At 71.1% G+C, this 22,534-nt stretch carries 19 protein-coding genes; 6 read left to right on the forward strand and 13 right to left on the reverse strand.

Features of this window, described 5'->3' with window-relative positions; genetic code table 11:
* Positions 1–153: 153 nt before the first annotated feature.
* Positions 154–1,419 carry a glycosyltransferase gene (locus tag WMF39_RS23345; protein WP_437747666.1) on the reverse strand — a complete coding sequence of 422 codons (1,266 nt, stop codon included), beginning with the start codon at positions 1,417–1,419 and terminating at the stop codon, positions 154–156.
* 300 nt (positions 1,420–1,719) lie between these two features.
* Complete coding sequence (locus WMF39_RS23350; RefSeq protein ID WP_437747667.1) at positions 1,720–2,502, reverse strand: thiazole synthase; 783 nt, start codon at positions 2,500–2,502, stop codon at positions 1,720–1,722.
* 123 nt (positions 2,503–2,625) lie between these two features.
* On the opposite strand from WMF39_RS23350, the gene WMF39_RS23355 reads away from it, so the two are divergent.
* The 4 genes from WMF39_RS23355 (at position 2,626) to WMF39_RS23370 (ending at position 7,470) form a co-directional block, all read left to right on the forward strand.
* Positions 2,626–3,324 (forward strand): hypothetical protein, encoded by a 699-nt coding sequence (locus WMF39_RS23355; protein WP_437747668.1) that lies wholly within the window; start codon positions 2,626–2,628, stop codon positions 3,322–3,324.
* On the forward strand, positions 3,311–4,306 hold the full coding sequence (locus tag WMF39_RS23360; protein ID WP_437747669.1) for a matrixin family metalloprotease: 996 nt from the start codon (positions 3,311–3,313) through the stop codon (positions 4,304–4,306). Before WMF39_RS23355 ends, WMF39_RS23360 begins: the two co-directional genes overlap by 14 nt.
* Before the next feature lie 17 nt (positions 4,307–4,323).
* Positions 4,324–5,514 carry an HRDC domain-containing protein gene (locus tag WMF39_RS23365; RefSeq protein WP_437748016.1) on the forward strand — a complete coding sequence of 397 codons (1,191 nt, stop codon included), beginning with the start codon at positions 4,324–4,326 and terminating at the stop codon, positions 5,512–5,514.
* Positions 5,515–5,712: 198 nt separating this feature from the next.
* Positions 5,713–7,470, forward strand: a complete 1,758-nt coding sequence (locus tag WMF39_RS23370) for a mechanosensitive ion channel family protein (RefSeq protein WP_437747670.1) — start codon at positions 5,713–5,715, stop codon at positions 7,468–7,470.
* Here WMF39_RS23370 and bioB read toward each other — a convergent pair.
* From bioB to WMF39_RS23410, 8 genes are all read right to left on the reverse strand, one after another.
* The gene (gene bioB, locus WMF39_RS23375; protein WP_437747671.1) at positions 7,412–8,461 is read right to left on the reverse strand and encodes a biotin synthase BioB; all 1,050 of its coding nucleotides are present in this window, start codon (positions 8,459–8,461) and stop codon (positions 7,412–7,414) included. The two genes, WMF39_RS23370 and bioB, sit on opposite strands and share 59 nt — an antisense overlap.
* 134 nt (positions 8,462–8,595) lie before the next feature.
* Entirely contained in the window at positions 8,596–9,648 is a 1,053-nt protein-coding gene (locus WMF39_RS23380; protein WP_437747672.1) for a type IV pilus twitching motility protein PilT, read from the reverse strand.
* Positions 9,649–9,769: 121 nt separating this feature from the next.
* Positions 9,770–10,459: a thiamine biosynthesis protein gene (locus WMF39_RS23385; RefSeq protein ID WP_437747673.1), complete on the reverse strand. Its 690-nt coding sequence runs from the start codon at positions 10,457–10,459 to the stop codon at positions 9,770–9,772.
* Positions 10,456–11,844, reverse strand: coding sequence for a phosphomethylpyrimidine synthase ThiC (gene thiC, locus WMF39_RS23390; protein ID WP_437747674.1), 1,389 nt, complete (start codon positions 11,842–11,844; stop codon positions 10,456–10,458). Before thiC ends, WMF39_RS23385 begins: the two co-directional genes overlap by 4 nt.
* Positions 11,845–11,991: 147 nt before the next feature.
* The gene (locus WMF39_RS23395) at positions 11,992–12,438 is read right to left on the reverse strand and encodes an ExbD/TolR family protein (RefSeq protein WP_437747675.1); all 447 of its coding nucleotides are present in this window, start codon (positions 12,436–12,438) and stop codon (positions 11,992–11,994) included.
* A 5-nt stretch (positions 12,439–12,443) separates the two neighbouring features.
* Positions 12,444–12,860, reverse strand: a complete 417-nt coding sequence (locus tag WMF39_RS23400) for an ExbD/TolR family protein (protein ID WP_437747676.1) — start codon at positions 12,858–12,860, stop codon at positions 12,444–12,446.
* Between the two features lie 111 nt (positions 12,861–12,971).
* Complete coding sequence (locus tag WMF39_RS23405) at positions 12,972–13,688, reverse strand: MotA/TolQ/ExbB proton channel family protein (RefSeq protein WP_437747677.1); 717 nt, start codon at positions 13,686–13,688, stop codon at positions 12,972–12,974.
* A 168-nt stretch (positions 13,689–13,856) separates the two neighbouring features.
* A complete protein-coding gene (locus tag WMF39_RS23410) occupies positions 13,857–14,654 on the reverse strand; it encodes an energy transducer TonB (protein WP_437747678.1) in 798 nt (265 codons plus the stop codon).
* Positions 14,655–14,920: 266 nt separating this feature from the next.
* Here WMF39_RS23410 and WMF39_RS23415 point away from each other — a divergent pair, with 266 nt between their 5' ends.
* Positions 14,921–18,115: a TonB-dependent receptor gene (locus WMF39_RS23415; RefSeq protein ID WP_437747679.1), complete on the forward strand. Its 3,195-nt coding sequence runs from the start codon at positions 14,921–14,923 to the stop codon at positions 18,113–18,115.
* A 30-nt stretch (positions 18,116–18,145) separates the two neighbouring features.
* Positions 18,146–19,177, forward strand: a complete 1,032-nt coding sequence (locus WMF39_RS23420; RefSeq protein WP_437747680.1) for a hypothetical protein — start codon at positions 18,146–18,148, stop codon at positions 19,175–19,177.
* Positions 19,178–19,432: 255 nt separating this feature from the next.
* Here WMF39_RS23420 and WMF39_RS23425 read toward each other — a convergent pair whose 3' ends face one another.
* From WMF39_RS23425 to WMF39_RS23435, 3 genes are all read right to left on the reverse strand, one after another.
* Positions 19,433–20,734 carry a hypothetical protein gene (locus WMF39_RS23425; protein WP_437747681.1) on the reverse strand — a complete coding sequence of 434 codons (1,302 nt, stop codon included), beginning with the start codon at positions 20,732–20,734 and terminating at the stop codon, positions 19,433–19,435.
* A 76-nt stretch (positions 20,735–20,810) separates the two neighbouring features.
* A complete protein-coding gene (locus WMF39_RS23430) occupies positions 20,811–21,476 on the reverse strand; it encodes a class I SAM-dependent DNA methyltransferase (RefSeq protein WP_437747682.1) in 666 nt (221 codons plus the stop codon).
* Positions 21,477–21,484: 8 nt separating this feature from the next.
* A complete protein-coding gene (locus tag WMF39_RS23435; RefSeq protein WP_012236892.1) occupies positions 21,485–22,450 on the reverse strand; it encodes an NAD-dependent epimerase/dehydratase family protein in 966 nt (321 codons plus the stop codon).
* Positions 22,451–22,534 lie beyond the last annotated feature (84 nt).

Genomic DNA, 22,534 nt, shown 5'->3' on the forward strand with positions numbered 1-22,534 from the left:
GACAATCTACGCTCAGTCTCGCCCATCTCGCTCAGCCTAGCTCAGCGCCCCATTTTGCCTCGCTCAGCATCGTTCGATGCCCCATTTTGCCTCGCTCAGCATCGTATTCGCCCTGGTCAGGTTCGATTCGGTCTCACCTGGTATCGTATGTCGTTACACGTCCAGACCGACCCGCTGACCAACCCGTCCGTTGCCGTCGTCCCGTCCAGCGGCCGGCCCGGAGGCCCCCGCGGGGGTCGACCACGCGCGCGCCCGGGACGGGGCGTCGCCCCCGCGCCGCCTGGCGATGAGCTCGTCGAACAGGCGCACGTGCGCGTCGACCATCGCTTCCAGGCTGAACTGCTCGGTGAACTTCGCGGGGCCGCGCGCGCGCGCTCGCTCGCGGAGCTCCCCGTCGCGGGCGACCCGGGAGAGGTGCTCGACCAGCGCGCCAGGGTCCTTCGACGGGACGAGGAACCCGTCGACGCCGTGCTCGACGATCTCGGGGACGCCGCCGACGCGGCTCGCCACGATCGGCTTGCCGAGCGCGAGCGCCTCGAGCAGCGCGAGCGGCAGCCCCTCCCAGAGCGACGGGAGCACGTAGGCGTCGAGCGCGGAGACGAGCTCCGGCACGTCCGAGCGATACCCGGGGAAGATCACCCGGTCGCCGAGCCCCGCGTCCCTGGCTCGCTGCTCCAGCTCCGGCCGGAGCGGGCCGTCGCCGGCGATGACGAAGCGCGCCTCCGGCGCGCGCCGCAGCACCTCGGGCGCCGCCTCGAGGAGGTAACGGAGCCCCTTCTGCTCGATGTGCACCACGGCGCACCCGAACACGAACTCCCGCTCGCCGATGCCGAGCTCCGCGCGGATGCGCGCGCCCGCGCCGCCCTCGCGGGCGCGGGCGAAGCGCGTCCCGTCGATGCCGTTGTGGATGACGCGGACCGGCGCGCGGACCTTCACGTCGTCGACAAGGATGCGCCTGAGGTCGTGCGACACGGCGACCATCTCGTCGGCGAGGTAAGCGTAGTAGCCGAACTTGCGCCGATCGAAGCCCTTCGCCCGGTTGATCTGGTTGTGCTCCGAGTAGACGACCAGCGGCCGATTCCGGAGCAGGCGCGCCGCGAAGCCAGCGAAGATGAGCGGAGCACGGTTGTGGACGTGGACGATATCGACCGAGCGCTGGTGAAAGAAGCGCCGGATCCAGAGCAGCGCCTCTGGATCGCTCTTGAGGCCCGGCAGCACCGGCCGGAGGTCCTTCGTGATCACGAGGCACTTCGAGCGCGGGAGCTTGACCTCCGAGAACAGCCGTCCCTCGCCGTCGAGGCAGATCAGCGAGAGGTCGAAGCCGTGATCGCCGAGGCGATCGAGGAGGCTCAGCACCACCTTCTCGAGCCCGCCGACCTCGAGGTTGTTCACGACCATGCAGACGTTGGGCTTGCTCATATTCTCCTGAGCGGACCGTCAGGTCGCCGCGGTCGTCGTCAGAGCGCCGTGACGCGCCACGACAGCGTGTCGACCGTGCGATGAGCGTTCCGTGTCATTTTGGCTCAGGTAAGTGAGCGTATCATGACATGCGGATGCTGTTCGCTTGACTTGGCGGCGTCGCAGCAGCGCCGTGCTGGACGTCGGAGTTGCTCGTTCATCATCCCTCATCGCGCCCGCGAGCGCCTCCGCATCGGTGAGATACGCCGGGAACGCGAGCGCGCGGAGAGCGAGGTGCGGGGCCACACCCGCAGCGCCGCGCTACAGCGCGGCGATCTTGCCCTGCTCGGGCGATGACGCCGTCGCATAGAGCTTCTTCGGCATCCGCCCGGCGAGATACGCCATCCGACCGGCCCTCACCGCGTCCTTCATCGCCTGCGCCATCAAGATCGGGTCCCGCGCGCCCGCGATGGCCGTGTTCATCAATACCCCATCACACCCGAGCTCCATCGCCACCGCGGCGTCGCTCGCTGTCCCGACTCCCGCGTCCACGATCACCGGCACCTTCGCTGTCTCTCGGATGATCATCAGGTTGTACGGGTTGCGGATGCCGAGCCCGCTGCCGATCGGTGCCGCCAGGGGCATCACGGCCGCGCACCCGATGTCTTCCAGCTTACGACAGACGATCGGATCATCCATGCAGTAGGGCAGCACCGTGAAGCCCTCCTTCACCAGGATCCGCGCCGCCTCGAGCGTCGCCTCGTTGTCCGGGAACAGCGTCCGTTCGTCGCCGATGACTTCGAGCTTCACGAGATCGGACAGACCGAGCTCGCGCGCGAGCCGGCAGGTGCGGACCGCGTCCTCGACGGTGGCGCAACCGGCCGTGTTCGGCAGGATCGTGACGCGTCCCTGCTGGAGCAGCGACATCATCGACCCCTCGCCCCGCTCCTTCAAATTGACGCGGCGGAGGGCCACCGTGACGACCTCCGCGCCGGACGCTTCGAGCGCGCGACGGGTCTCATCCAGGTCCTTGTACTTGCCCGTCCCCACGAAGAGGCGGGAAGTGAACGTGTATCTGCCGATCGTCAACGCGTCGCTCGTCATCGCAGGCTCCTCGGGTCTCGACCCAGACGATCTGCTAGTCGGACCGGGACACAGGGTCCAGCGCGTCGACGAAACCCGGCGCTTCCGGCGCGCCTCGCCCGGCAGCATGGTATCTTTGCGCCAATGTCTCCCAGAGCTCTTGGCATAGCCCTCCTCGTCGCGTTGCCCCCAGCGCTCACGCTCACGCCCCTCCCGACAGCGGACAGCCGCGCGCGGGCCAGCCAGGATCGCGCCGAGGCGAGCCCCGGCGCGCTGCTGTCCGGTCCGCGCGCGGCGCAGGCGGCCGTGGCCATTCAGCTCTCGCTGGGCGAGCTCGTCGCCGCGGCCTCGTACGTCGTGGTCGCGACCGCGATCGAGCAGCGCAGCCAGTGGGAAGAGCTCGGCGGGGCCAGGAGGATCGTCACCTATACCCGCCTGTCGATCGACCGGACCGTGGCCGGACAGCCCGACGGCGAGGTCTGGGTCAGGACGCTCGGGGGCGTGGTCGGGGACGTCGGACAGCACGTGTCGGGCGACGCGCAGATCGCGGTCGGCGCGCAGGCGATGGTCTTCGTCTCCAAGGTGGGCTCGGCCCTGGTCGTCTCCGGGATGGCCCAGGGCCACTACCCCGTCGTCGACGGCGAGGAGAAGCCGAGGGTCGCAGGCGGGGCCGGCGCGCGGCGCATCGCCGTGCGGCGGCTGGCCGCGAGCCCCGACAGCGGGACCGTCCTGCCCCGGCCGGGCCCCGCGATCTCGGCCCGCGAGCAGCTCATCGGCGCGGCGCTCGACACGGCGATCGACGCGGTGAACCAGGCATGGAAGGCGAAGCATGCGCAGAAGTGACCTCGCGCCGCGCCCCGCTGGCGCGCGCCGCCCCGCGCGCGCCCACGCCATCGCCGCAGCCTGCAGCGCGCTCGTCGCCGCGGCGCTCGCCTACCCCGGGGACGCCCTGGCCTTCTGCCGCACGAGCGTCTGTCCGCCGGAGAAGACGGCGTCGGGGGAGGCGGAGACCGCGGCGGTCTGCACGCCGCCGCAGGGCAACGACTGCGGCACCCCGCTCGCCTGGCCTTCGCCGTGCGTGAGCTACTCCCTCCAGGAGGACGCCTCCGCCCAGGTGTCGCTCCAGGAGGCGGAGGCGATCTTCGAGCAGGCGTTCGCCGCGTGGACAGAGGCCGACTGCGGCGACGGGCAGACCCCGCGCATGGAGGTCACCTACCTGGGCCCGGTCGCGTGCGACGCCCACGAGTACAACAAGCGCAAGGCGAACGCGAACATCGTCATGTTCCGGGACGACGGGTGGCCGTACGTCGACAGCGGGAACACCCTCGCGCTCACGACCGTCACCTACCACCTCAAGACCGGCGAGATCTACGACGCGGACATGGAGGTCAACTCGTTCGACGTGGCGCTCTCGCAAGGCGACGACAACGGCTCGTTCGACCTCCTGAGCATCGCCACCCACGAGGCCGGCCATTTTCTCGGGCTCTCGCACTCGAGCGAGCCCAGCGCGACCATGGTCGCGGGCTACCGGCCGGGGCTCCGCGACCTCTCCCAGGACGACCGCGATGGGATCTGCGCGGTGTACCCGCCCGGGGAGCCGATCGAGGGCTGCAACCCCACGCCGCGCCACGGCTTCTCTGCCCTGTGCGCCGCGGATCAGCCCGAGGTGAAGGAGTCGGACGGCTGCGCCGCGGCCCCGCGCGGCAACGCTGGCCAGCGCGGGCACGGCGGAGGGCTCGTCCTCGCCGCGCTCGCGCTGGTCGGCGTGGCGGTGCGGGCGCGGCGCGGCGCGGCCGCGCGGGCGGGCCGGGAGGAGGCCTGCTGAGCCAGAGCCCTCCCGTCCTGGTCGAGCGCGAAGGCGAGCTCGCCCGTCTGGTCGAGCGCGCCGCCCGCGCCGACGCGCTCGCGGTCGACGTGGAGGCCAACGGGCTGTTCGCGTACCGGGCGCGGCTCTGCACCGTCCAGCTCGCCTTCCGCGAGGGGGACGGCATCGCGATAGGGGTCGTCGACGCGCTCCGCGTGCCTGTCGCGCCGCTCGCGCGGCTCCTCGGGGCCGCGGGCCCGCCCAAGGTGCTGCACGACCTCACCTTCGACGCGCGCATGCTCGCCGAGGCGGGCGCGCCGCTCGCTGGCGCGCACGACACCTCGGTCGCCGCGCGCATGCTGGGGTGCGCGGCGACGGGGCTCGCCGCGCTGCTCCTGTCGGAGCTCGACGTGAAGGTCGACAAGCAGCTCCAGCAGCACGACTGGGGGCGCAGGCCGATCGAGGACGCCGAGCTGCGCTACCTGGCCGACGACGTGCGCCACCTGCTCCCGCTGCGCGCGCGGCTCGCGGAGCGCAGCCGCGCCCTCGGGATCGACGAGGAGATCGAGGAGGAGTGCACCTACAAGCTCGCGACCGCCCTCGGGCCGCCGCGCGATCCGCGGCCCGCCTACGCGCGCATCAAGGGGGCCCAGGCGCTCGATCCGCAGGGCCGGGCGATCCTGCGGCGGCTCGTGGCGGCGCGCGAGGCCGTCGCCGAGGGGGCCGACGTGCCCTCTTTCAAGATCGTCGCCAGCGACGTGCTGCTCGAGCTCGCGCAGCGGAGGCCTGCCAGCGCAGACGACGTGCGCGCCATCCGCGGGGCCGCGGCGGGCCGCGCGGCCGCGTGCGTCGCGGCGTGGCTCCGCGCGGTCGAGCAGGGGCGCAGCGACGGCGACGTGCCCGAGGACGAGCGCGCTCTCTTCCAGCAAGCCCGCCCGCCCAGGAAGGAGCTCGCCGCGCGGCGCGCGGTGGAGACCCGGATCGCGGCGTGGCGCAGGGCCGAGGCGAAGGCGCGGAAGGTGGACGAGCAGGTCGTGCTGCCCGGTCACTGCGCGCAGGATCTCGCGGAGATCGCGCTGGCGGAGGGCCACGCCGGGGACGAGGCGATCGCCGCCGCGATCGCGCGCATCCCGGGGCTCGGGGCGGCACGGCTCGCGCGTTACGGCCGCGCGCTCGCGGCGCTCGTGGCCGCGGCGCAGCCGGGCGAGCCGCCTGCCGCCGCGAGGTAGCGCCGCGCGTCGGCTCCGCGTGTCCGTTCCGCGTGTCCGTTCCGCGTGTCGGTTCCGCATGTCGGTTCCGCGTGTCGGTTCCGCGCGTCCGCGACCCCCTGCGGGATCTCCGACACGTGGAGCCCGCTGCGAGCGAGCGCACGTGGCGCGCGCGCCGCCCGGTCGACAGAGCCGCCGGGCGATGGAATAGCAGGGCCCATGCCCTCGACCGATCATCCCAAGGCGCCGAGGCGGCTCCGCCTCTGGCCGCCGGCGATGTGGCTCCGCGCCGCGTTCGCCTTCGCGCTCGTGTTCGGGTGCGCCCTTCTGGGAGCGAGCGCCGGCGAGCTGTCCGCTCCGCCGCCCCCGCCGTCGCCGCCGCCCGCGGCGAACGCCGAGGTCGGCCCGGAGCCGGAGGCGACCCCCGTCGCGCCCGACTCGCCTCGGGCCTCCATGCGCAGCTTCGTCGAGCTGTGCCGCGCGGGCGACTACGCCGAGGCCGCGCGCTACCTGGACGTGCCGCCGAGGGCGAACGGCGCGGCGCTCGCGCAGAAGCTCAAGGCGGTGCTCGATCGGCACCTCTGGCTGGAAGTGGAGACGCTCTCGCCGCAGCCGCAGGGGGACACGCAGGACAACCTCGGGGCCGGCGTGGAGCAGCTCGGCAAGATCCCGACGCGGACGGGGTCCCAGCCGGTGCGCCTCGTGCGGCGCACGACGCCCGACGGCGTGCGCTGGATCTTCTCGCGCGCCACGGTGGAGCGCGTCGACGAGTGGTACGCGCGGCTCGAAGATCGCTGGCTCCGCGATCACCTGCCGCCGGCGCTCCTGCGCCCCGGCCCGCGCGAGCTGCTCTGGTGGCAGTGGCTCGCGCTGCCGGTCCTCGCGCTGGCCGGCTGGCTCGTCGGCGCGGTGCTGAGCTACCTCATCCGCGCCGGGCTCCGCCGCGTGATCACCCGTACGGAGTCCACGCTCGACGACTTGCTCCACGGGGGGGCGCGCGGCCCGCTCACGTTCGCGACGGCGCTCCTCGCGATCGCGGCCGCGCTCCCGTGGCTCGGGCTCTACCTGCCGGCCGAGGAGTTCCTCGACAAGGTGCTGCGCGCCGGCGTCTTCGTCGCTGTCTTCTGGTTCGCCCTGCGCGCGATCGACATCGGCGGCGGCCGCCTGCTCGCCGACCCCGCGACGCGCGACAACCCCGCGGCGCGCTCGCTCGTGCCGCTCATGGGGCGGATCGCGAAGGTCTCGATCGTGATCATCGGCGTGATCGCCGTGCTCTCGGAGCTCGGCTACCCGGTGGCGAGCCTCATCGCCGGCCTCGGCATCGGCGGCGTCGCGCTGGCCCTCGCCGCGCAGAAGACGGTGGAGAACCTCTTCGGCTCGGTCGCGATCGGCATCGACCGGCCGTTCCAGGTCGGCGACTTCGTGAAGGTCGACGCGCTCCTCGGCACGGTCGAGAGCATAGGGCTCCGCTCGACCCGGATCCGCACGCTCGACCGGACCGTCGTCACGATCCCGAACGGCAAGCTGGCCGATCTCCAGATCGAGTCGTTCACGGCGCGCGACAGGATCCGCCTCGCCTGCGTGCTGGGGCTCGATCGCGACACGTCGCCCGAGCAGCTCCGCGCCATCGTGGAAGAGTGCGAGCGCGCGCTGCGGGAGCACCCGAAGATCTGGACCGAGGACGTCGTTGTGCGCTTCATCGGCGTCGGCCCCTCGTCGCTCGACGTCGAGGTGATGGCCTGGTTCCAGACGAGCGACTTCGCGGAGTTCCGGGACGTCCGGCAGGCGATGCTGATCACCTTCCTGCAGATCATCGACATGGCCGGGTCGAGGCTCGCGTACCCGACGCACACGCTGCACGTCGCGCCGCGCGGAGGGGAGCTCCCGCAGCCGGAGGGGGCCGCGGCGGGAGGTCCGGCTAACGGGCAGCGCGCGCCGCGGCGGGCGCCATCGGCTGAAGCCCCGCCTTCTCGATGAGCGCGCGGTCCTCGTCCTGGCCGGGGTTCGGCGTTGTGAGCAGCCTGTCTCCGTAGAAGATCGAGTTCGCCCCCGCGTACATGCAGAGCAGCTGCGTCTCGCGCGAGAGCTCCGTCCGCCCCGCGGACAGGCGCACCATCGCGCGCGGCATCATGACCCGCGCCACCGCGATCATCCGGACGAACTCGATCGGATCGACCGGGGGGAGGCTCTCGAGGGGCGTCCCCGGCGAGCGCACGAGGGCGTTGATCGGCACGCTCTCCGGGTGGGGGTCGAGGCGCGCGAGCTCGACGAGCATCTCGCAGCGGTCGGCGATCGACTCGCCCATGCCGATGATGCCGCCCGAGCAGACGGTGATGCCCGCCCGCCGGACGTTGCGCAGGGTGACGAGCCGCTCGTCGTACGTGCGCGTCGAGATGATGGATTTGTAGGCCTTCCGCGAGGTGTCGAGGTTGTGGTTGTAGGCGTCGAGGCCGGCCTCCTTCAGGCGGCGCGCCTGGTCGTCGGTGAGCATGCCGAGCGTGCAGCACGCCTCGAGGCCGAGGGCTTTCACGCCGCGCACCATGTCGAGGACGCGCTCGAAGGCGGGGCCGTCCTTCACCTCGCGCCACGCGGCGCCCATGCAGAACCGCGTCGAGCCGCCGTCGCGGGCGCGCTCCGCGGCGGCGAGGACCGCGCCGACGTCGAGCATGCGCTCCGGCCCGACCTCGGTCTCGTAGTGGCTCGACTGCGGGCAGTAGGCGCAGTCCTCGGGGCAGCCGCCCGTCTTGACGCTGAGCAGGGTGCAGAGCTGGACCTCGTGCTCGCCGTGGAACGCGCGGTGGACCGCGCGGGCGCGGTCGATCAGCTCGAAGAGCGGGAGGTCGTGCAGGGCCACCGCCTGCTGGACGGTCCAGTCGTGGCGGGGCGCGCCCGCCGACGGGGCGTGCCCGGCCGGGCCGCTGCATCCATTCCTGTGCTCCGCCGCTTCTCGTTCGATCCCTTCGAGCATGGGCTCGCTCATAGCCGGGCTTGAGGCGCCGCCGCAAGCAAGGCGCGATTGGGAAGGGAGCTCCTGGCGTCCTCGGCGTCCTCGACGGTTCGAAATTCTGCTCTGTTCTGGCGGTCTTGACCCGATTGCCGCCTCTAGAGCGCCGTCACCGCCTTCGCCGTCTCCTTGGCGATCGCCCCCTGGGCGACGAGCTGCCTGAGGTGCGCGTCGAAGGTCTGCATGCCGTACGGCGTGACCCCCTTCTCCATCAGCTCGCGCAGCGACGGGCTCCCCTCCGGCCGGCGGATCGCCTCGCGCACCGCGGCCGTCCCGACGAGCACCTCGGCGGCGAGGACCTCCCCCGCGCCGTCGCGGCGAGGGAGCAGGCGCTGCGCGACGATGCCCTGGAGACAGTCGGCCAGCCGGTCGCGCACCTCGCTCGGGCTCTTGCCGAGCGCGATCAGCCGCCCGAGCGCGCGCGTGACGTCCGCCGAGCTGACCGCCGCGAGCACGAGGTGCCCGGTCTCCGCGGCGTGAAGCGCGAGATCCAGCGACTCGCCGTCGCGGAGCGCGCTGATGAGCACGACGTCCGGGTCCTGCCGCAGCGCGGAGCGCAGCGCGGTCGGGAAGTCCGCCGTGTCGACGCCGATCTCGCGCTGGCTCACGCTGGAGCGGTTGTCCTCGTGCACGTGCTCGATCGGATCCTCCAGGGTCACGATGTGGCGCGGCACGGTCGCGTTGATGTGCCCGACGAACGCGGCGAGGGTCGTGCTCTTGCCGCTGCCGGCCGTGCCCGCGACGAGGACGAGGCCGTGATCGTGCTCCACCATCGCCCGGACCGCCGAGGGCACGCCCAGCTCCTCGAACGTCGGGATCTTGAGCGGGATGCTCCGCAGGATGATCGCGAGCGAGCCGCGCTGGCGATAGATGTTCACGCGAAACCGGCCGAGGCCCGGGACGACGTACGCGGCGTCGAGCTCCTGGAGCGTGGCGAGCAGCTCGCGCGAAGGGCGCCCGGCGAGCAGCACCCGCGCGGCGGCCTCGCTGTCCTCGGGCCGGATCCTGTCGACGCGGAAGTAGACCATGTCGCCGCGCACCCGCGCGCCCGGCGGCTGACCGACCTTGAGGTGGATGTCGCTGGCGTGGGCGGCAAGCGCCTTGCCGAGGAGCTGATGGAGGAAGGCCTCGGAGGTGTACGGCGTCGTCACGGGGGGCAAGGTACCAAATTGGAACCCGACCGGCCCAAAGCGCGGCTGCACGAACCGAAAGCCCATCTGGAACGGCGCGGCCGCGCGGGACGGCCGCGCGCCCGCGCCGCCGCGCGGGACGTCAGGGCCGCGGCGCCGCCGGGCCTCCCGCGGCGCCCGCGACGGAGCCCTCGGGATCCAGATCTGCCGGAATACGGAGAGGATCGACGAGCCCCCGCTCGGCGAGCGCGCGCGCCGCCGAGATGGCGAGCGCGCGCTGGTCCGAGGGGAGGTCGCGCCGGCCCGCCAGCTCGACCAGGGCCGCGGCCGCGCCGCGCGCCCCGTCCGGGTCGAGCGGCTCGCGCGGGCGCGGCGGCCGCCCGGCGATCCCGAGGAGCGCCTCGAGCAGCGGCGGGAGCGACGGCCCGGACGCCGCGCGGGCGCGCTCGGCGAGCGGCCCGAGCGCCAGGTCGGCGTCATCGGCGTACGGCAGCGCGCGCAGGGCCGTGAGCGCGATGTCGCCGCCGTCGTCGAGCGCGGCGAGGAGGCCGGAGCCGCCCTCGGCCTCGGCCAGCCGGGCGCAGTCCAGCGGGTCGTCCCCCGCGGCGAGGCGCCAGCGCGGATCGGTGAGGCGAGGGCTCGGCGGGCGCGGCGCCAGGGAGGGCGAGGCAGCGGCCGAGGCGGGCGACGCCGCGGGGCGAGGGGCGCTCCCCTGCTCGCGGCGACAGCCGAGGGGCGCGAGCAGGACGAGCGCGACGAACGCGAGGCGCGCCGCGACAAGCGCCCTCCGCCGCGCGCGGCGGACGCCCTCGCGGCCCCTCCCCTGCCTCACGGCTGATCGAGGATCGAGAGCGACCGCTTCGTGGGCGCGTTCTCGGGCTCTTGCCGCGCGTTGTACTCGTCGACCACCCGGTTGATGTGCATCGAGCAGAACTTCGGCCCGCACATCGAGCAGAACTCCGAGGTCTTGAAGTACTCCTGAGGGAGCGTCTCGTCGTGCATCGCCTGGGCCGTCTCCGGATCGAGCGAGAGCGCGAACTGCTGCTTCCAGTCGAAGGCGTAGCGGGCGCGGCTCAGCGCGTCGTCGCGATCCCGCGCGCCCGGGCGCTTCCGCGCCACGTCCGCGGCGTGGGCCGCGATCTTGTAGGCGATGAGGCCCTGCTTGACGTCCTCGGGGTTCGGCAGGCCGAGGTGCTCCTTCGGCGTCACGTAGCAGAGCATCGCGGCGCCCGCGAAGCCGGCCATCGTGGCGCCGATGCAGCTCGTGATGTGGTCATAGCCAGGCGCGAAGTCGGTGACGAGCGGGCCGAGCACGTAGAACGGCGCCTCGTGACAGAGCTCCATCTCCTTCTGCACGTTCATCGCGATCTGATCGAACGGCACGTGCCCGGGGCCCTCGATCATCACCTGCACGTCCTTCTCCCAGGCGCGCTTCGTGAGCTCGCCGAGCGTCTTCAGCTCGGCGAACTGTGCCGCGTCGCTGGCGTCGTGGAGGCAGCCGGGGCGGAGGCCGTCGCCCGCCGAGATCGTGACGTCGTACTTGGCGCAGACCTCGAGCACCTTGTCCCAGTGGGTGTAGAACGGGTTCTGCTTGTGGTGCTCGATCATCCACTGCGCCATGATCGAGCCGCCGCGCGAGACGATGCCGGTGATCCGGCCCTTCACGAGCGGCAGGTGCTCGAGCAGCACGCCCGCGTGAATCGTGAAGTAATCGACCCCCTGCTTCGCCTGGTGCTCGAGCATGTCGATGAGGTCCGCGGCCGTCATCTTGGCGGTGCCCTTGCACGCCTCGAGCGCCTGGTAGATCGGCACCGTCCCGATCGGCACAGGGGAGTCCGCGATGATCGCGCGGCGGATGCCGTCGATGTCGCCCCCGGTCGACAGGTCCATCACGGTGTCTGCGCCGTACTTGATGGCGTAGCGCAGCTTCTCGAGCTCGCCGCTCACGTCGCTCGTGGTCTGGCTGTTGCCGATGTTCGCGTTCACCTTGCAGAGCGACGCGATGCCGATGCACATCGGCTCGAGGTTCAGGTGGTTCTTGTTCGCGGGGATGATCATCCGGCCGCGCGCGACCTCGCTGCGGATGAGCTCGGGCGCGAGCTTCTCACGGCGGGCGATGTACTCCATCTCCTCGGTGATGATGCCCTTCCTCGCGAAGTGCATCTGGCTCTGGTTCGGGCTCCCGGCGCGCTTGCTCACCCATTCGGACCGCAACATCGACGACCTCGCTTTCGAGGTGGGCGGTTTAGGTCGCGACCGCGCGCGACGCAAGCGCCGCGTCGCGCCTGGCCGCCCGACCTCGAGCCGGCGAGAAAGCGCGCCTCCACCAGCGCTCGCCCAGCGCTCGCCGCGAGCGCGCCGCTGTCAGGGCGGCGGCGCTTCGGGGAGCTCGGTCATCATGCCGAGCGTCTGGGCGCCGGCGGCCTTCGCGCCGTCGAGCACCTCCACGACGGTGCCGTAGACGGCGCCGTCGTCGGCGACGACGAAGACGATCCTGTCCTGAGGCCTGCTGTAGCGCTCGAGCAGCGGCCGGAGCGTGCCCACGAGCTCGGCGCGCTCGACCCGCTCGTCGTTCACCCGCAGCTCACCTTGCGCGCTCACCCGGACGACGAGCTGGTCGGGCGGCGGGGGGGTGTCCTGCTTGACCTGCTCGGTGTCCGGCACGCGCACGCCGATGTCCTTCTCGAGCAGCGGCGTCACGACCATGAAGATGATGAGCAGCACCAGCACGACGTCGACGAGCGGCGTCACGTTGATGTCGGAGTTCAGGGGCACCGCCGGCTTGATGACGAACTTCCTCTTCGCGCTCATCGCCGCTATCTCTCCTTGAGCTCCTCGACCGCCAGCGAGACGCTCTTCGCGCCCGATTTGCGCGCCGTCTCCATCACCCTGCGGACGTCGCCGAACGAGAGGCGCTGGTCCCCCTTGACCAGCACCTTGCGCCCCGGCTGCGCCGCGAACTCGCGCGAGAGCCGCTCGGCCAGCCCGGCGTCATCGTATCTGTCGTTCTCGACCCACACCGTCTTCTCCAGCGTCACGGAGAGGATCAGCGGGTCCACCTCCTTCTTCTCCTCGTCCACCTTCGCGGCCTGCGGCAGCTTCACGTCCTTGCCGCGCTGGAGCATCGGCGTGACCACCATGAAGATGATGAGCAGGACGAGGACGACGTCGACGAGCGGCGTGACGTTGATCTCGCTCTTGGGGCCCCTCTGCGGGCCGACACCCATGCCCATTGGAACGCTCGCTTTCCTGCTGGGCGCGTCACCGCCCGCCGCGCCGCGGGCGCGAGGCGCCGGGCGCCGCGCTCCGCGGAGAGGCGCGCGGGGTGTCGCGCGGGTCCCCTGTCAAGCGGCCTCTTCGGCGGCCGGCGCGAGGCGCCCGTCGAGCCGCTTCGCCACGACGTCGAGGAGCTCGTTCGACGACTCCGAGATGTCGATCGCCCGGGCTTCGATCCAACCCTGGAGATAGTTGTAGCCCATGACGGCCGGGATCGCGACGATCAGCCCGAAGGCGGTCGTGATGAGCGCCTCCGCGATACCCGCCGAGACAGTGCCGAGGCCGCCGGAGCCAGCGGCCGCCATCTGCTGGAACGCCGTCACGATGCCCATGACCGTCCCGAGCAGCCCGACGAACGGCGCCGTGGATCCGACCGTGGCGAGCAGTCCATAACCTCGCTTCAGGCTGAGCACCTCGCGCTGCGCCTGCCGCTCGAGCGCCCGCGAGACCGACTCGAACACGCCGTCGCGCTCGTGCCCCTGCGCCGGCAGCCGCGAGGGCGTGCTCGAGGCATAAGCGGCGAGCCCGGCGCCGATGACGCGCCCGAGATAGCCGAGCTCGCCGCCCGGCCTGGCGGCGGTCCAGGCGCCCTCGAGCTCGCCCCGAGCGAGCATGGGTCCCACCCGCGCCGCGAACGCGCGGGAGGCGGCGCGCGACAGGAACGACACGACGATGCGCTCGCCCAGGACGATCAGCGACGCAACGGACATGATGGCCAGCGCGAAGACAATCAGCTTCGCGAAGAGCCCCATGTGGCCCCACAGCTCGATCAACGTGAATTGCATCGTCTCGCGCCTCCTGGCGCCCCATGTGGCGTGATGGTTTTGACTATGCTGAAACAGCGACTCTGGACGCTGGAGCGGACTCGACAGTACGACAGCGCGGACCTACCACGCACCCTTCTCTACTACGTGCTCCGCCCTCTCAACAATACCCGTCCCGTCTGAACGCCTTCATGGCATCTTCAGCCTGATGGGAATGGTGTAGTCGACGGAGACGGGGCGTCCCTGGTAGATCACGGGCGTATACCGGCAGGTCGTCGTCAGCGTGTTCAGGATCGCCTCATTCATGTGCGGCAGGCCTTTGGCGATCCTGCAGCTGGTGAGCTTGCCCGTAGGAGTGATGACGCACTTGACAAGCGCGAGGCCTTCGACCCTGGCGGCGAGCGCTTCGCGCGTGAAGCTGGGCTTGCAACCTGAGACCTCTTTCGGACGCTCCATTCCAGGGCCGAACGCCAGCACCACGTTCTGCGGCGGCGCCGTGCTGCCCACCTGGCCGCCGACTTTGCCGCCCAGCTGACCGCCCATCTGCCCGCCGACCTCGCCGCCGACGGTGCCCCCCCGAACGCCGCCCTGGACTCCCCCCTCGACGCCGCCCGGCTGCTCCGGCGCATCCTCCTTGACCGGCTCCGGCTCCGGCTCCGGCTTTGGCTCTGGCGCCTTGGCCTTGGGCTTCTCCGGCATGTCGTAGATCGTGTCAGGCGTCTTGACGGGCTTCGGCTGCTCGATGCGCTCCACCTTCGGCGGGCGCTTCGCGCCGCCGCCCGGAGGTGGCGGTGGTGGCGGAGGAGGAGGCGGCGGCGCCGGGGCGAAAAATGTGACCTCGACGTCCTTCGGCTTCTCGGTTCGAGGGCGCGTGGCCTGCCAGAGGATGGCGCCCGCGATCGCCACGTGGGCGACGATCGAGAGCGCTGTCCCCGTCCCTAGCCGCCCCTGGGTGGCGGTAGCGCGACCGAGTACCGAGTCGAACATGAGGGGTCGTAACTCCTGGGACTCGAGCCGATCGAGGTAGAGAAGCCGCGACGTATGGAAGCGTGCGGCGCCTACCCGGAGTGTACAAGCGCGCGAGTCCTACAAAAAAGTCTATTGTCTGGCGCGATTCCTGTCTAGGGTAAGGAAGGACTCGAGGGGCATACACTTCTGGAGGGAATTCCGTGAAGTTTCTCGAAAAGAGGCTGGAACACGGAGGGCGCACACGTGCGCCGTTGGGGCCGTGGGCGGCGTTGCTGCTGCTCGCGATGACTTTGTTGACCGCGTACCCTGCGTTCGCGCAGACGGGCAGCGGCGTGCTCCTCGGGCGGGTAGTCGACGCGTCGAACAGGGCGCCGGCCGCCGATGTGGTCGTGACGGCGACATCGCCAGCGCTGCAAGGGGAGCAGCTGGTCGTCACGGACGGCACTGGCCAGTACCGTATCCCGAACCTGCCGCCGGGCGACTACACACTGCGCTTCGAAAAGGACGCGTTCAAGCCGTACGCGCGCGGCGGGATCGCGGTCCGCGCCGCGACGACCATCCGCGTCAACGTCGAGCTGCTCCCGGAGGCGCTCAAGGCGGCGGAGATCGTCGTCGTCGGCCGCGCGCCGACGGTCGACGTCGGCTCGAGCAGCGTGAGCCAGAGCATCACCCAGGACTTCACCCGGCGCATCGCCGTCTCGCCCCCCACGGGGAAGGGCGCCACGACCCGCTCCTTCGAGTCGGTCGCCGCGACCACGCCCGGGGCGCAGGCCGACGAGTTCGGCACGTCCATCGCCGGTACCTCCTCCCCCGAGAACCAGTACGTGATCGACGGCCTGTCGGTGAACGACCCGGCCTACGGGATCGTCGGCACGCCGCTCACCATGGAGTTCATCAAGGAGGTCAACGTGGTGGCCGGCGGGTACATGCCCGAGTTCGGCCGCGCGACCGGGGGTGTCCTCGATGTCGTCACGAAGAGCGGCGGCAACGCGTTCCAGGGCTCGGTCTTCTTCAACATCACGCCCGGCGTTCTCGAGGGCGCGCCCAAGGCGGTCCGTCGCCAGGGCGAGACCATCCAGACGGACGAGGCCCTGTCGTCCATCCGCGACTACGGGTTCGAGGTCGGCGGCCCCATCCTGAAGGACAAGCTCTGGTTCTACGCGGGCGCCGATCTCGCGTTCAAGAGCAACTCGATGGAGCGCAACCTGTTCGCCACGCGCTACGACCCCACCACGTTCGAGCCGGTGACGGATCGCGCGACCGGGCTCAACGTCGTCGACCGGCTGCCGGGAACGCAGCGCTTCTACCGCGTCGAGGAGCAGACGCTGCAGTACCTCGGGAAGCTGACCTACCAGATCGATCCGGACCACAGCGTGGCGCTCTCCGTCTACGGCTCGCCCTCCACCTCGGGCGGCAACGGCACGTTCGGGTTCGACCCGCAGCAGGGCGTGACCGAGCTCTCCAACATCATCGGCGAGTACGGCGCGATGGCGCACGAGTACGTGGCGTCGTCCACCGACGTCGCGCTGAAGTGGTCGTCTGCGTTCAAGAACAAGACCCTGCTCCTCGACGCGACGCTCGGCTGGCACGGCCAGCGGAACGCGCGGCTGCCCCCGGACGGCTCGGAGCTCGGGACGCACGAGGGCCTGGCGGGCGTGCCCCTCATGGTCTGGCAGCGGTACTCCCCGAACCCGTACTCGATCTACGATTTCGAGACGCTCTCCCCCGAAGCCCGGGCCATGTGCGAGCCGCTGGAAACGGAGACCGGCGAGGTCGCCGCGGTGCCCTGCGCGGTGCGCCAGTACTGGCAAGGCGGCCCCGACTTCATCGACGACGCCTCGCTCAACCGCTTCCAGCTGAAGGCGATGGTGACGAGCATCTTCGAGGGGCTCGGGCACCACGTGGTCAAGGCCGGCATCGACGGCGAGATCACGACGTACAAGCACATCAAGGCGTACGCGGGCGGCACCACCTACGTGGAGGAGGGAGACTGGGATGCCTCCCATGACGAGCGACAGCTCGGCTTCCTGACCGGCCCGGACGGCCTGGCGACCGGCCCGGGCGCCAGGAACGATGTGATCCAGGACAAGCTCACGGTGTCGTCGCTCGGCGCGACGATCGGCGCCTTCGCGCAGGACAGCTGGAGCATCCTCGACCGGGTGACGTTGAACATCGGCGTGCGCTACGACGCGCAGTACCTGTACGCGAGCGACGGCAAGCTCGGGCTGGCGCTCGCGAACCAGTGGTCTCCGCGCGTGGGCGTCGTTTACGACATCACGCAGGAGGGCCGGTCGAAGGTGTTCGCGAACTACGCGCGGTATTACGAGAGCGTCCCCCTCGACATCATGGATCGCACGTTCGGCGACGAGCGGTACACCCGCTCCTACCACCGGGGCGGCGCCAGCGGCTGTAACCCTGGGAACCCCGAGGACGCGACGGGTTATGGCGAAGGGCAGTGCCGGAACGACGACAGCCGGGTTCCGTACGACGAGGCCTTCGGCGCCCCAGGGGCCTTCAACCACGACCCGAACAAGAACTGGTTCACGTTCGGCGGCGGCAAGGCCCCGGTGGATCCGGACCTCGAGCCGCAGTCGTCCGACGAGATCGTGCTCGGCGGCGAGTACGAGGTCATCCCGAACGGGCGTGTCGGCGCGCTGTACACGAAGCGCTGGATGAACAACGTCATCGAGGACATGAGCCGGGACGAGGCGAACACCTACTTCATCGGCAACCCCGGGAAGGGGATGGCCAAGGACTTCACGGAGGCGAGGCGCGATTACGACGCGCTGACCCTGTATTTCAACAAGATCTTCTCCGACCTGTGGCTCGCCCAGGTGAGCTATACGCTGTCGTACCTGCGAGGCAACTACCCGGGCCTCTTCAAGCCCGAGACCGACCAGCTCGATCCGAACATGAACACGGAGTTCGATCTGGCGTCGCTCCTCGTCAACCGCGATGGGGCCCTGCCCGGCGACAACACGCACGAGATCAAGGTCTACGGCGCGAAGGCGATCGAGCTCCCGAAGGGCATGGTCCTCGACCTCGGCCTCACGTACAGGTCCCGCTCAGGCGCCCCCATCGACTACTGGGGAGCGCACTACCTGTATGGCTCCGACGAGACGTTCATCCTGCCTCGAGGCGAGGGCGGCCGCCTCCCCTGGATCCACAACATCGACGGTCACATCGGCTATTCGGTCAAGCTCGCGAAGGACAGCGAGCTCACCGTCACCATGGATGTCTTCAACATCTTCAACTTCCAGGAGACCGTCCAGGTGGACCAGCGCTACACGACCGCGTACGTCGACCCCTGCGTCGGTGGAACGAAGGAAGATCTGAATCCGAGCAGCGGCCCGACATGCGTGAAGGACCACAACACCGGCGAGCCGCTCGATCCCAAGGCCGTGAACCCGAACTACGGTGAGCCGACGCAGTTCCAGACACCGCGGCAGTTCCGGTTCGGCGCGCGGGTGACGTTCTAGGCGCGTCGCGCGCGGGAAAGGATGCAAGCGATGAAGAAGCGATGGCTTGTTTGGATGGCAGGGCTCGCGGCGCTCTCACCGCTCGCGGCGATGTCTCCGGGCTGCTCGCAGCCCAAGCCCGAGTGCACGGTCGGCGGCGCCCTCGGGTCCGCGTTCGCAACGAAGTTCACCCGGATCGACGGGGATGCCGAGGGCCCGTGTGCTCGGAAGGACGGGACTGTCGAGCTGGTCGGGATGCAGGTGTACAATCCGGACGAGAATGACGACAAGCTCCCCGACAGCGAGAAGCTCGTCGCGATCCAGACCCTGGAATTCGGCACTTGGTACCGCGGCGGCGCCGCGATCGACCCGAATCCGGATCTGAACCCGTTCGCGATCGGTGCCTTCGCGGCGCGCGAACCGGATGACAACGAGATCTGCACGGTGCCGACGTTCGATCCCGCCGAGGTGGTGTTGCTGCCCGGCGGCGAGGGCGGCGCCGGCGGCGAGGGCGGCGCCGGGGAAGGCGGCGCCGGCGGTGCCGGTGGCGCCGGGGAAGGCGGCGCTGGCGGAGCCGGTGGCGCCGGGGAAGGCGGCGCTGGCGGAGCCGGTGGCGCCGGGGAAGGCGGAGCCGGTGGTGCCGGAGAAGGCGGCGCCGGCGGAGCCGGTGGCGCCGGGGAAGGCGGCGCTGGCGGAGCCGGTGGTGCCGGCGACGGCGGTGCGGGCGAGGGCGGCGGTGGGGAAGGCGGCGTACCGCCGGTGGCGCCGGGATCGCACAAGCTCGAGTGGCGCAACATGCGCGTGTACGTGACGGCCGCCAACCTCGGCAATCAATTCGAGGCAGAAGTCACCTACTCGGAGGAGAGCTGCTCGGCGACGTACAAGGTCGTCGGAGTTTGGCCCGCCATCGATTGTCGGGTCTACGCCCCGAATCCCGAGCCCGGGGGCGCTCCGATCCCCACCGACAAGGGCGATGATGCCCTCTGCGTGAATCCTCGCATCTCCCCGGAGCTCAAGGTGAAGTGCGACGCCGGCGCGGGCCTGTGCGTGCTCGACGCGGACTCCATCCCCGCCCTGAAATAGGCAACCTGTCGGGCGGGGCGCCCATCGTCCCGCCCGCGCTCCTCCGGCCCCTCTCCCCTCACCTCCCGTAAAACGTCATCGCCCAGACGCACCCCTGGTCGTCCGAAGGCGGCGGGCTCGAAGAGCCCCTGTTCCCCGCGCAGCGCCGGCGATGGTCGATGGTTGAGCGAGAGGTGATGAGCGTCCGCGACGACGCGCTCGACCGGCGGCCCCGAGGTGAGCGCAGCTCACGTCGCGATCCCTCGGACCGCCGGCTCACGGCGCGGGTTTGACGGCCAGCCTCGCCAGCGCCGCGCAGCCGGCCCCGCTCGCGATCTCGAGCTTCGCCGTGAGCGCGCACAGGCGCGACGCCCGCTCGAGCGCCGCCGGATCGCCCGATACGATGGCCCGCTTGGACTCGTATCCGGTCCGGACCGCGAGCATCGTCTGCGCGCGGGGGGGCAGCTCCGCGCGCCGCGCCACGAGCAAATCGCCGAGCTTCGGGCCGGGATCGGCGGCCGGCGCCCACGTCCAGACCGACGCGACCAGGGCGTCCGCGAAGGCGGCGCGCAGCTCGTCGCCGCCGCGCGCGCCCTCGCACGGCAGCGCGGGACCGGCCGGTCCGACGTCGGTGGCGAGGAGCCTCCGCCCCGCGATCCGCCGGAGCAGATCCTTCTCCACGCCGGCGATCTTGCCGTCGTCGTCCGAGAACGCCCCCGCCTTGAACCGCACGGCGAGCGCGGCGCACTTCTCGTCGCGCTCCGCGCGCAGCCGCTGCTCCTCGCGGGCCCTCTCCTCGGCGCGCAGCCGCTCCTCACGCTCGCGCGCCTCGCGGGCCTCCACCGCGGCGCACTGCTCGAGCCGCGCGGCCACGCGCCGCTGCTGCTCGCTCGCCGCGCGGCCGAGATCGTCCTCCGCGATGTCGCGGACCGCGCACACCTCCGGGCGCCCCAGGACCGCATCGACGCGCGCGCGGGCGGCGCGGAGCCGCACGATCACCGACAGCGCCGCGACGATCACGAGCGCCGACACCACGATCGACGCGATCCTGCGGAGCCTCCGCCGGCGATACGCCCTGGCGAGCGCGCCGCCGCCGCTCTCGTCGAGCAGCTTGCGGCAGCGGCCGATCATCACCTGCCATTGCGCGATGTCCTCGGCGAGCACCTGGAGCGGCTCCGCGAAGGGGCGATCGCGCCGGACCTTGTTCGCCAGCCGCTCGAGCCACATGCCGGCGTCGGGGGCCCGACCGTGGTCGGTCACCTCGGCGACGCCCTCGAGCAGCCCGCCGATGCGCCCGGCGTAGACATCCCAGGCGAGGAGTGCCTCGGACTGGCTGTCGCCGAGCCGCTCGATGGCCTCGCGCACGTCGGCCATCGGGAGGAGGCGCTCGACGTCCTCCCGGCGCACGCCCGCGAGCTTCGCGGCTTGATCGACGCCGCGCTGGAAGCCTCCGAGGAGCCCCTCCGGCGTCAGCTCGCGGAGCCCCTCCGGCACCCGGCTCGCCTGCATGCACGCGCCGGCGTGGTGCAGGGGCCCCATCGCGCAGGTCAGGAAGGTGCCGCCGAGCTTCACTTCCATCGAACCGTGGCTCTCCTCTCCACGAGATACCCTGGACAGCGCGGCGCGGAAAGGCTCGCCGCGCTGTCCAGGGTGATCACCGGCCGCCGCGTGAGACCTCGAGGTCCCAGAGCGCGTAGAGCACGTCGACGTCGTACTCCGTGTGTCGCCAGCCGGGGTGGAGCCGGTAGCTGCGCGGGAGCAGGCCAGAACCCAGGATGGCGTCCGTCTGCTCGGCGAAGGTGTAAAGATACATCTTCACGCCGGTCAGCTCGGCGTCGGAGAGCGGGCGCGCGTGGCGCTCGTGGAGCCGGACGTTCGGCCTCCGCTCGACGATGCTCACCAGCAGGCGGCCGCCGGGGCGCATCGCGCCGGCCAGGTTCTTGAGCACGAGCGAGAGATCGTCGCAGAACTCGAGGGTGCCGAGCGCGAGGGCGACGTCGAACCGCCCCCAGGAGCGGGGGATCGGGAGGTGGTAGTCGTGCCGGTGATAGGCGCCGTGGGGCCGCTTCTCGCGCGCGATCTCGAGCATTCCCTCGGCGATGTCGAAGCCCACGACCTCGACGGACGGCGGGAGATCGCGCGTGAGATGGCCCGGGCCACAGCCCGCGTCGAGCACGCGGGCGCCGTCGGCGACCACCTCGCGCAGGAACGCGCGCACGGGCTTCTCGTAGTGCTGGATGTCTTTCCAGGTGGAGACGTAGTCGGGCGCGAAGTCCTCGTAGTAGTCGACGAGCCGCTCGATCCGGGTCGCTCGCTTCATGACGCCTTTCAGGTGATGTCGTCGACCGCCTGGACGGTCTCCTGGATGTCGTGCTCGTGCGTGTAGCCGAGGATGTCGCGCGCCCGCCGATCGTCGACCATGCACACGTAGCGGATGTGATCGAGCTCGGGGGCCGGGAACGAGGTCGCCCTGAACCGCCAGAGCCGCGGGATGATCGTCTGCATGACGAAGTGGGGGATCGCCGCGCGCGCCCGGCCGGTCATCTCGATGACGCGCGAGAGCGGCAGCGGCGCGGGCCCGGCGAGGTTGAAGATCCCGCGCACGCCGGGGCGGAGCGCCGCGAGGATCGCGGAGACCACGTCGTCCTGGTGAATGACCTGCACCATCGGGTCGAAGCCGAGGAGGGTCGGGATCACGTTGAGCCGGAGGTAGTTCGACGGCGCGTTCCGCACGGAGCCGAGGATGTGGACCGGCCTGAGGATGACCGTCTCGGTCTGGGGGTGCTTCCAGAAGAACGATTGCGCCAGCATGTCGACCTCGATGAGGTCGCGGATCTCGCTGAACGACGCGCCGCCGAGCAGCGGGGCGTCCTCGGTGATGAACTGCGGGTTGTCGGGGCGCGGCCCGTAGGCGTTCGCGCTCGACAGCACGATGAGCTTGGGCACGTCGTACTGCGCGACGAACTCGAGCAGCCGCTGGAACCCAGCGAGGTTCCAGCTGTGGTGCTCCATCTGGCTCACCCGCGGATCGTGCATGACCCCGAGGTGGACCACCGCGGCGAGCTGCTCCTGGCGGAAGATGTCCTGGGTCTTCTTGCGGCGGATGTCGATCTGGTGATGCTCGATGTCCTTGGGGCGCCCCTCGAAGCTGCGCCGGTCGACGCCGATCACGCGCCGCTCGCGGTGGAGGCGCCGCGCCAGGCGCCGCCCGAGGCGACCACAGATGCCGGTGATGAGGATCGACCGGAGGGACGGATCGGTGTCCGCGGCGGGACGGCGGCCTCGACCGAGCATTCGTTCGCTCATCGGAGCGACGGTCGCTTCGAGGAGGCCGATGGTCAAGCCCTTCGTGCCGGTGCAGGCCCACGCGAGTTTTGC

Source organism: Sorangium sp. So ce1504 (assembly GCF_051521635.1).
Lineage (GTDB): Bacteria > Myxococcota_A > Polyangia > Polyangiales > Polyangiaceae > Sorangium > Sorangium cellulosum_B.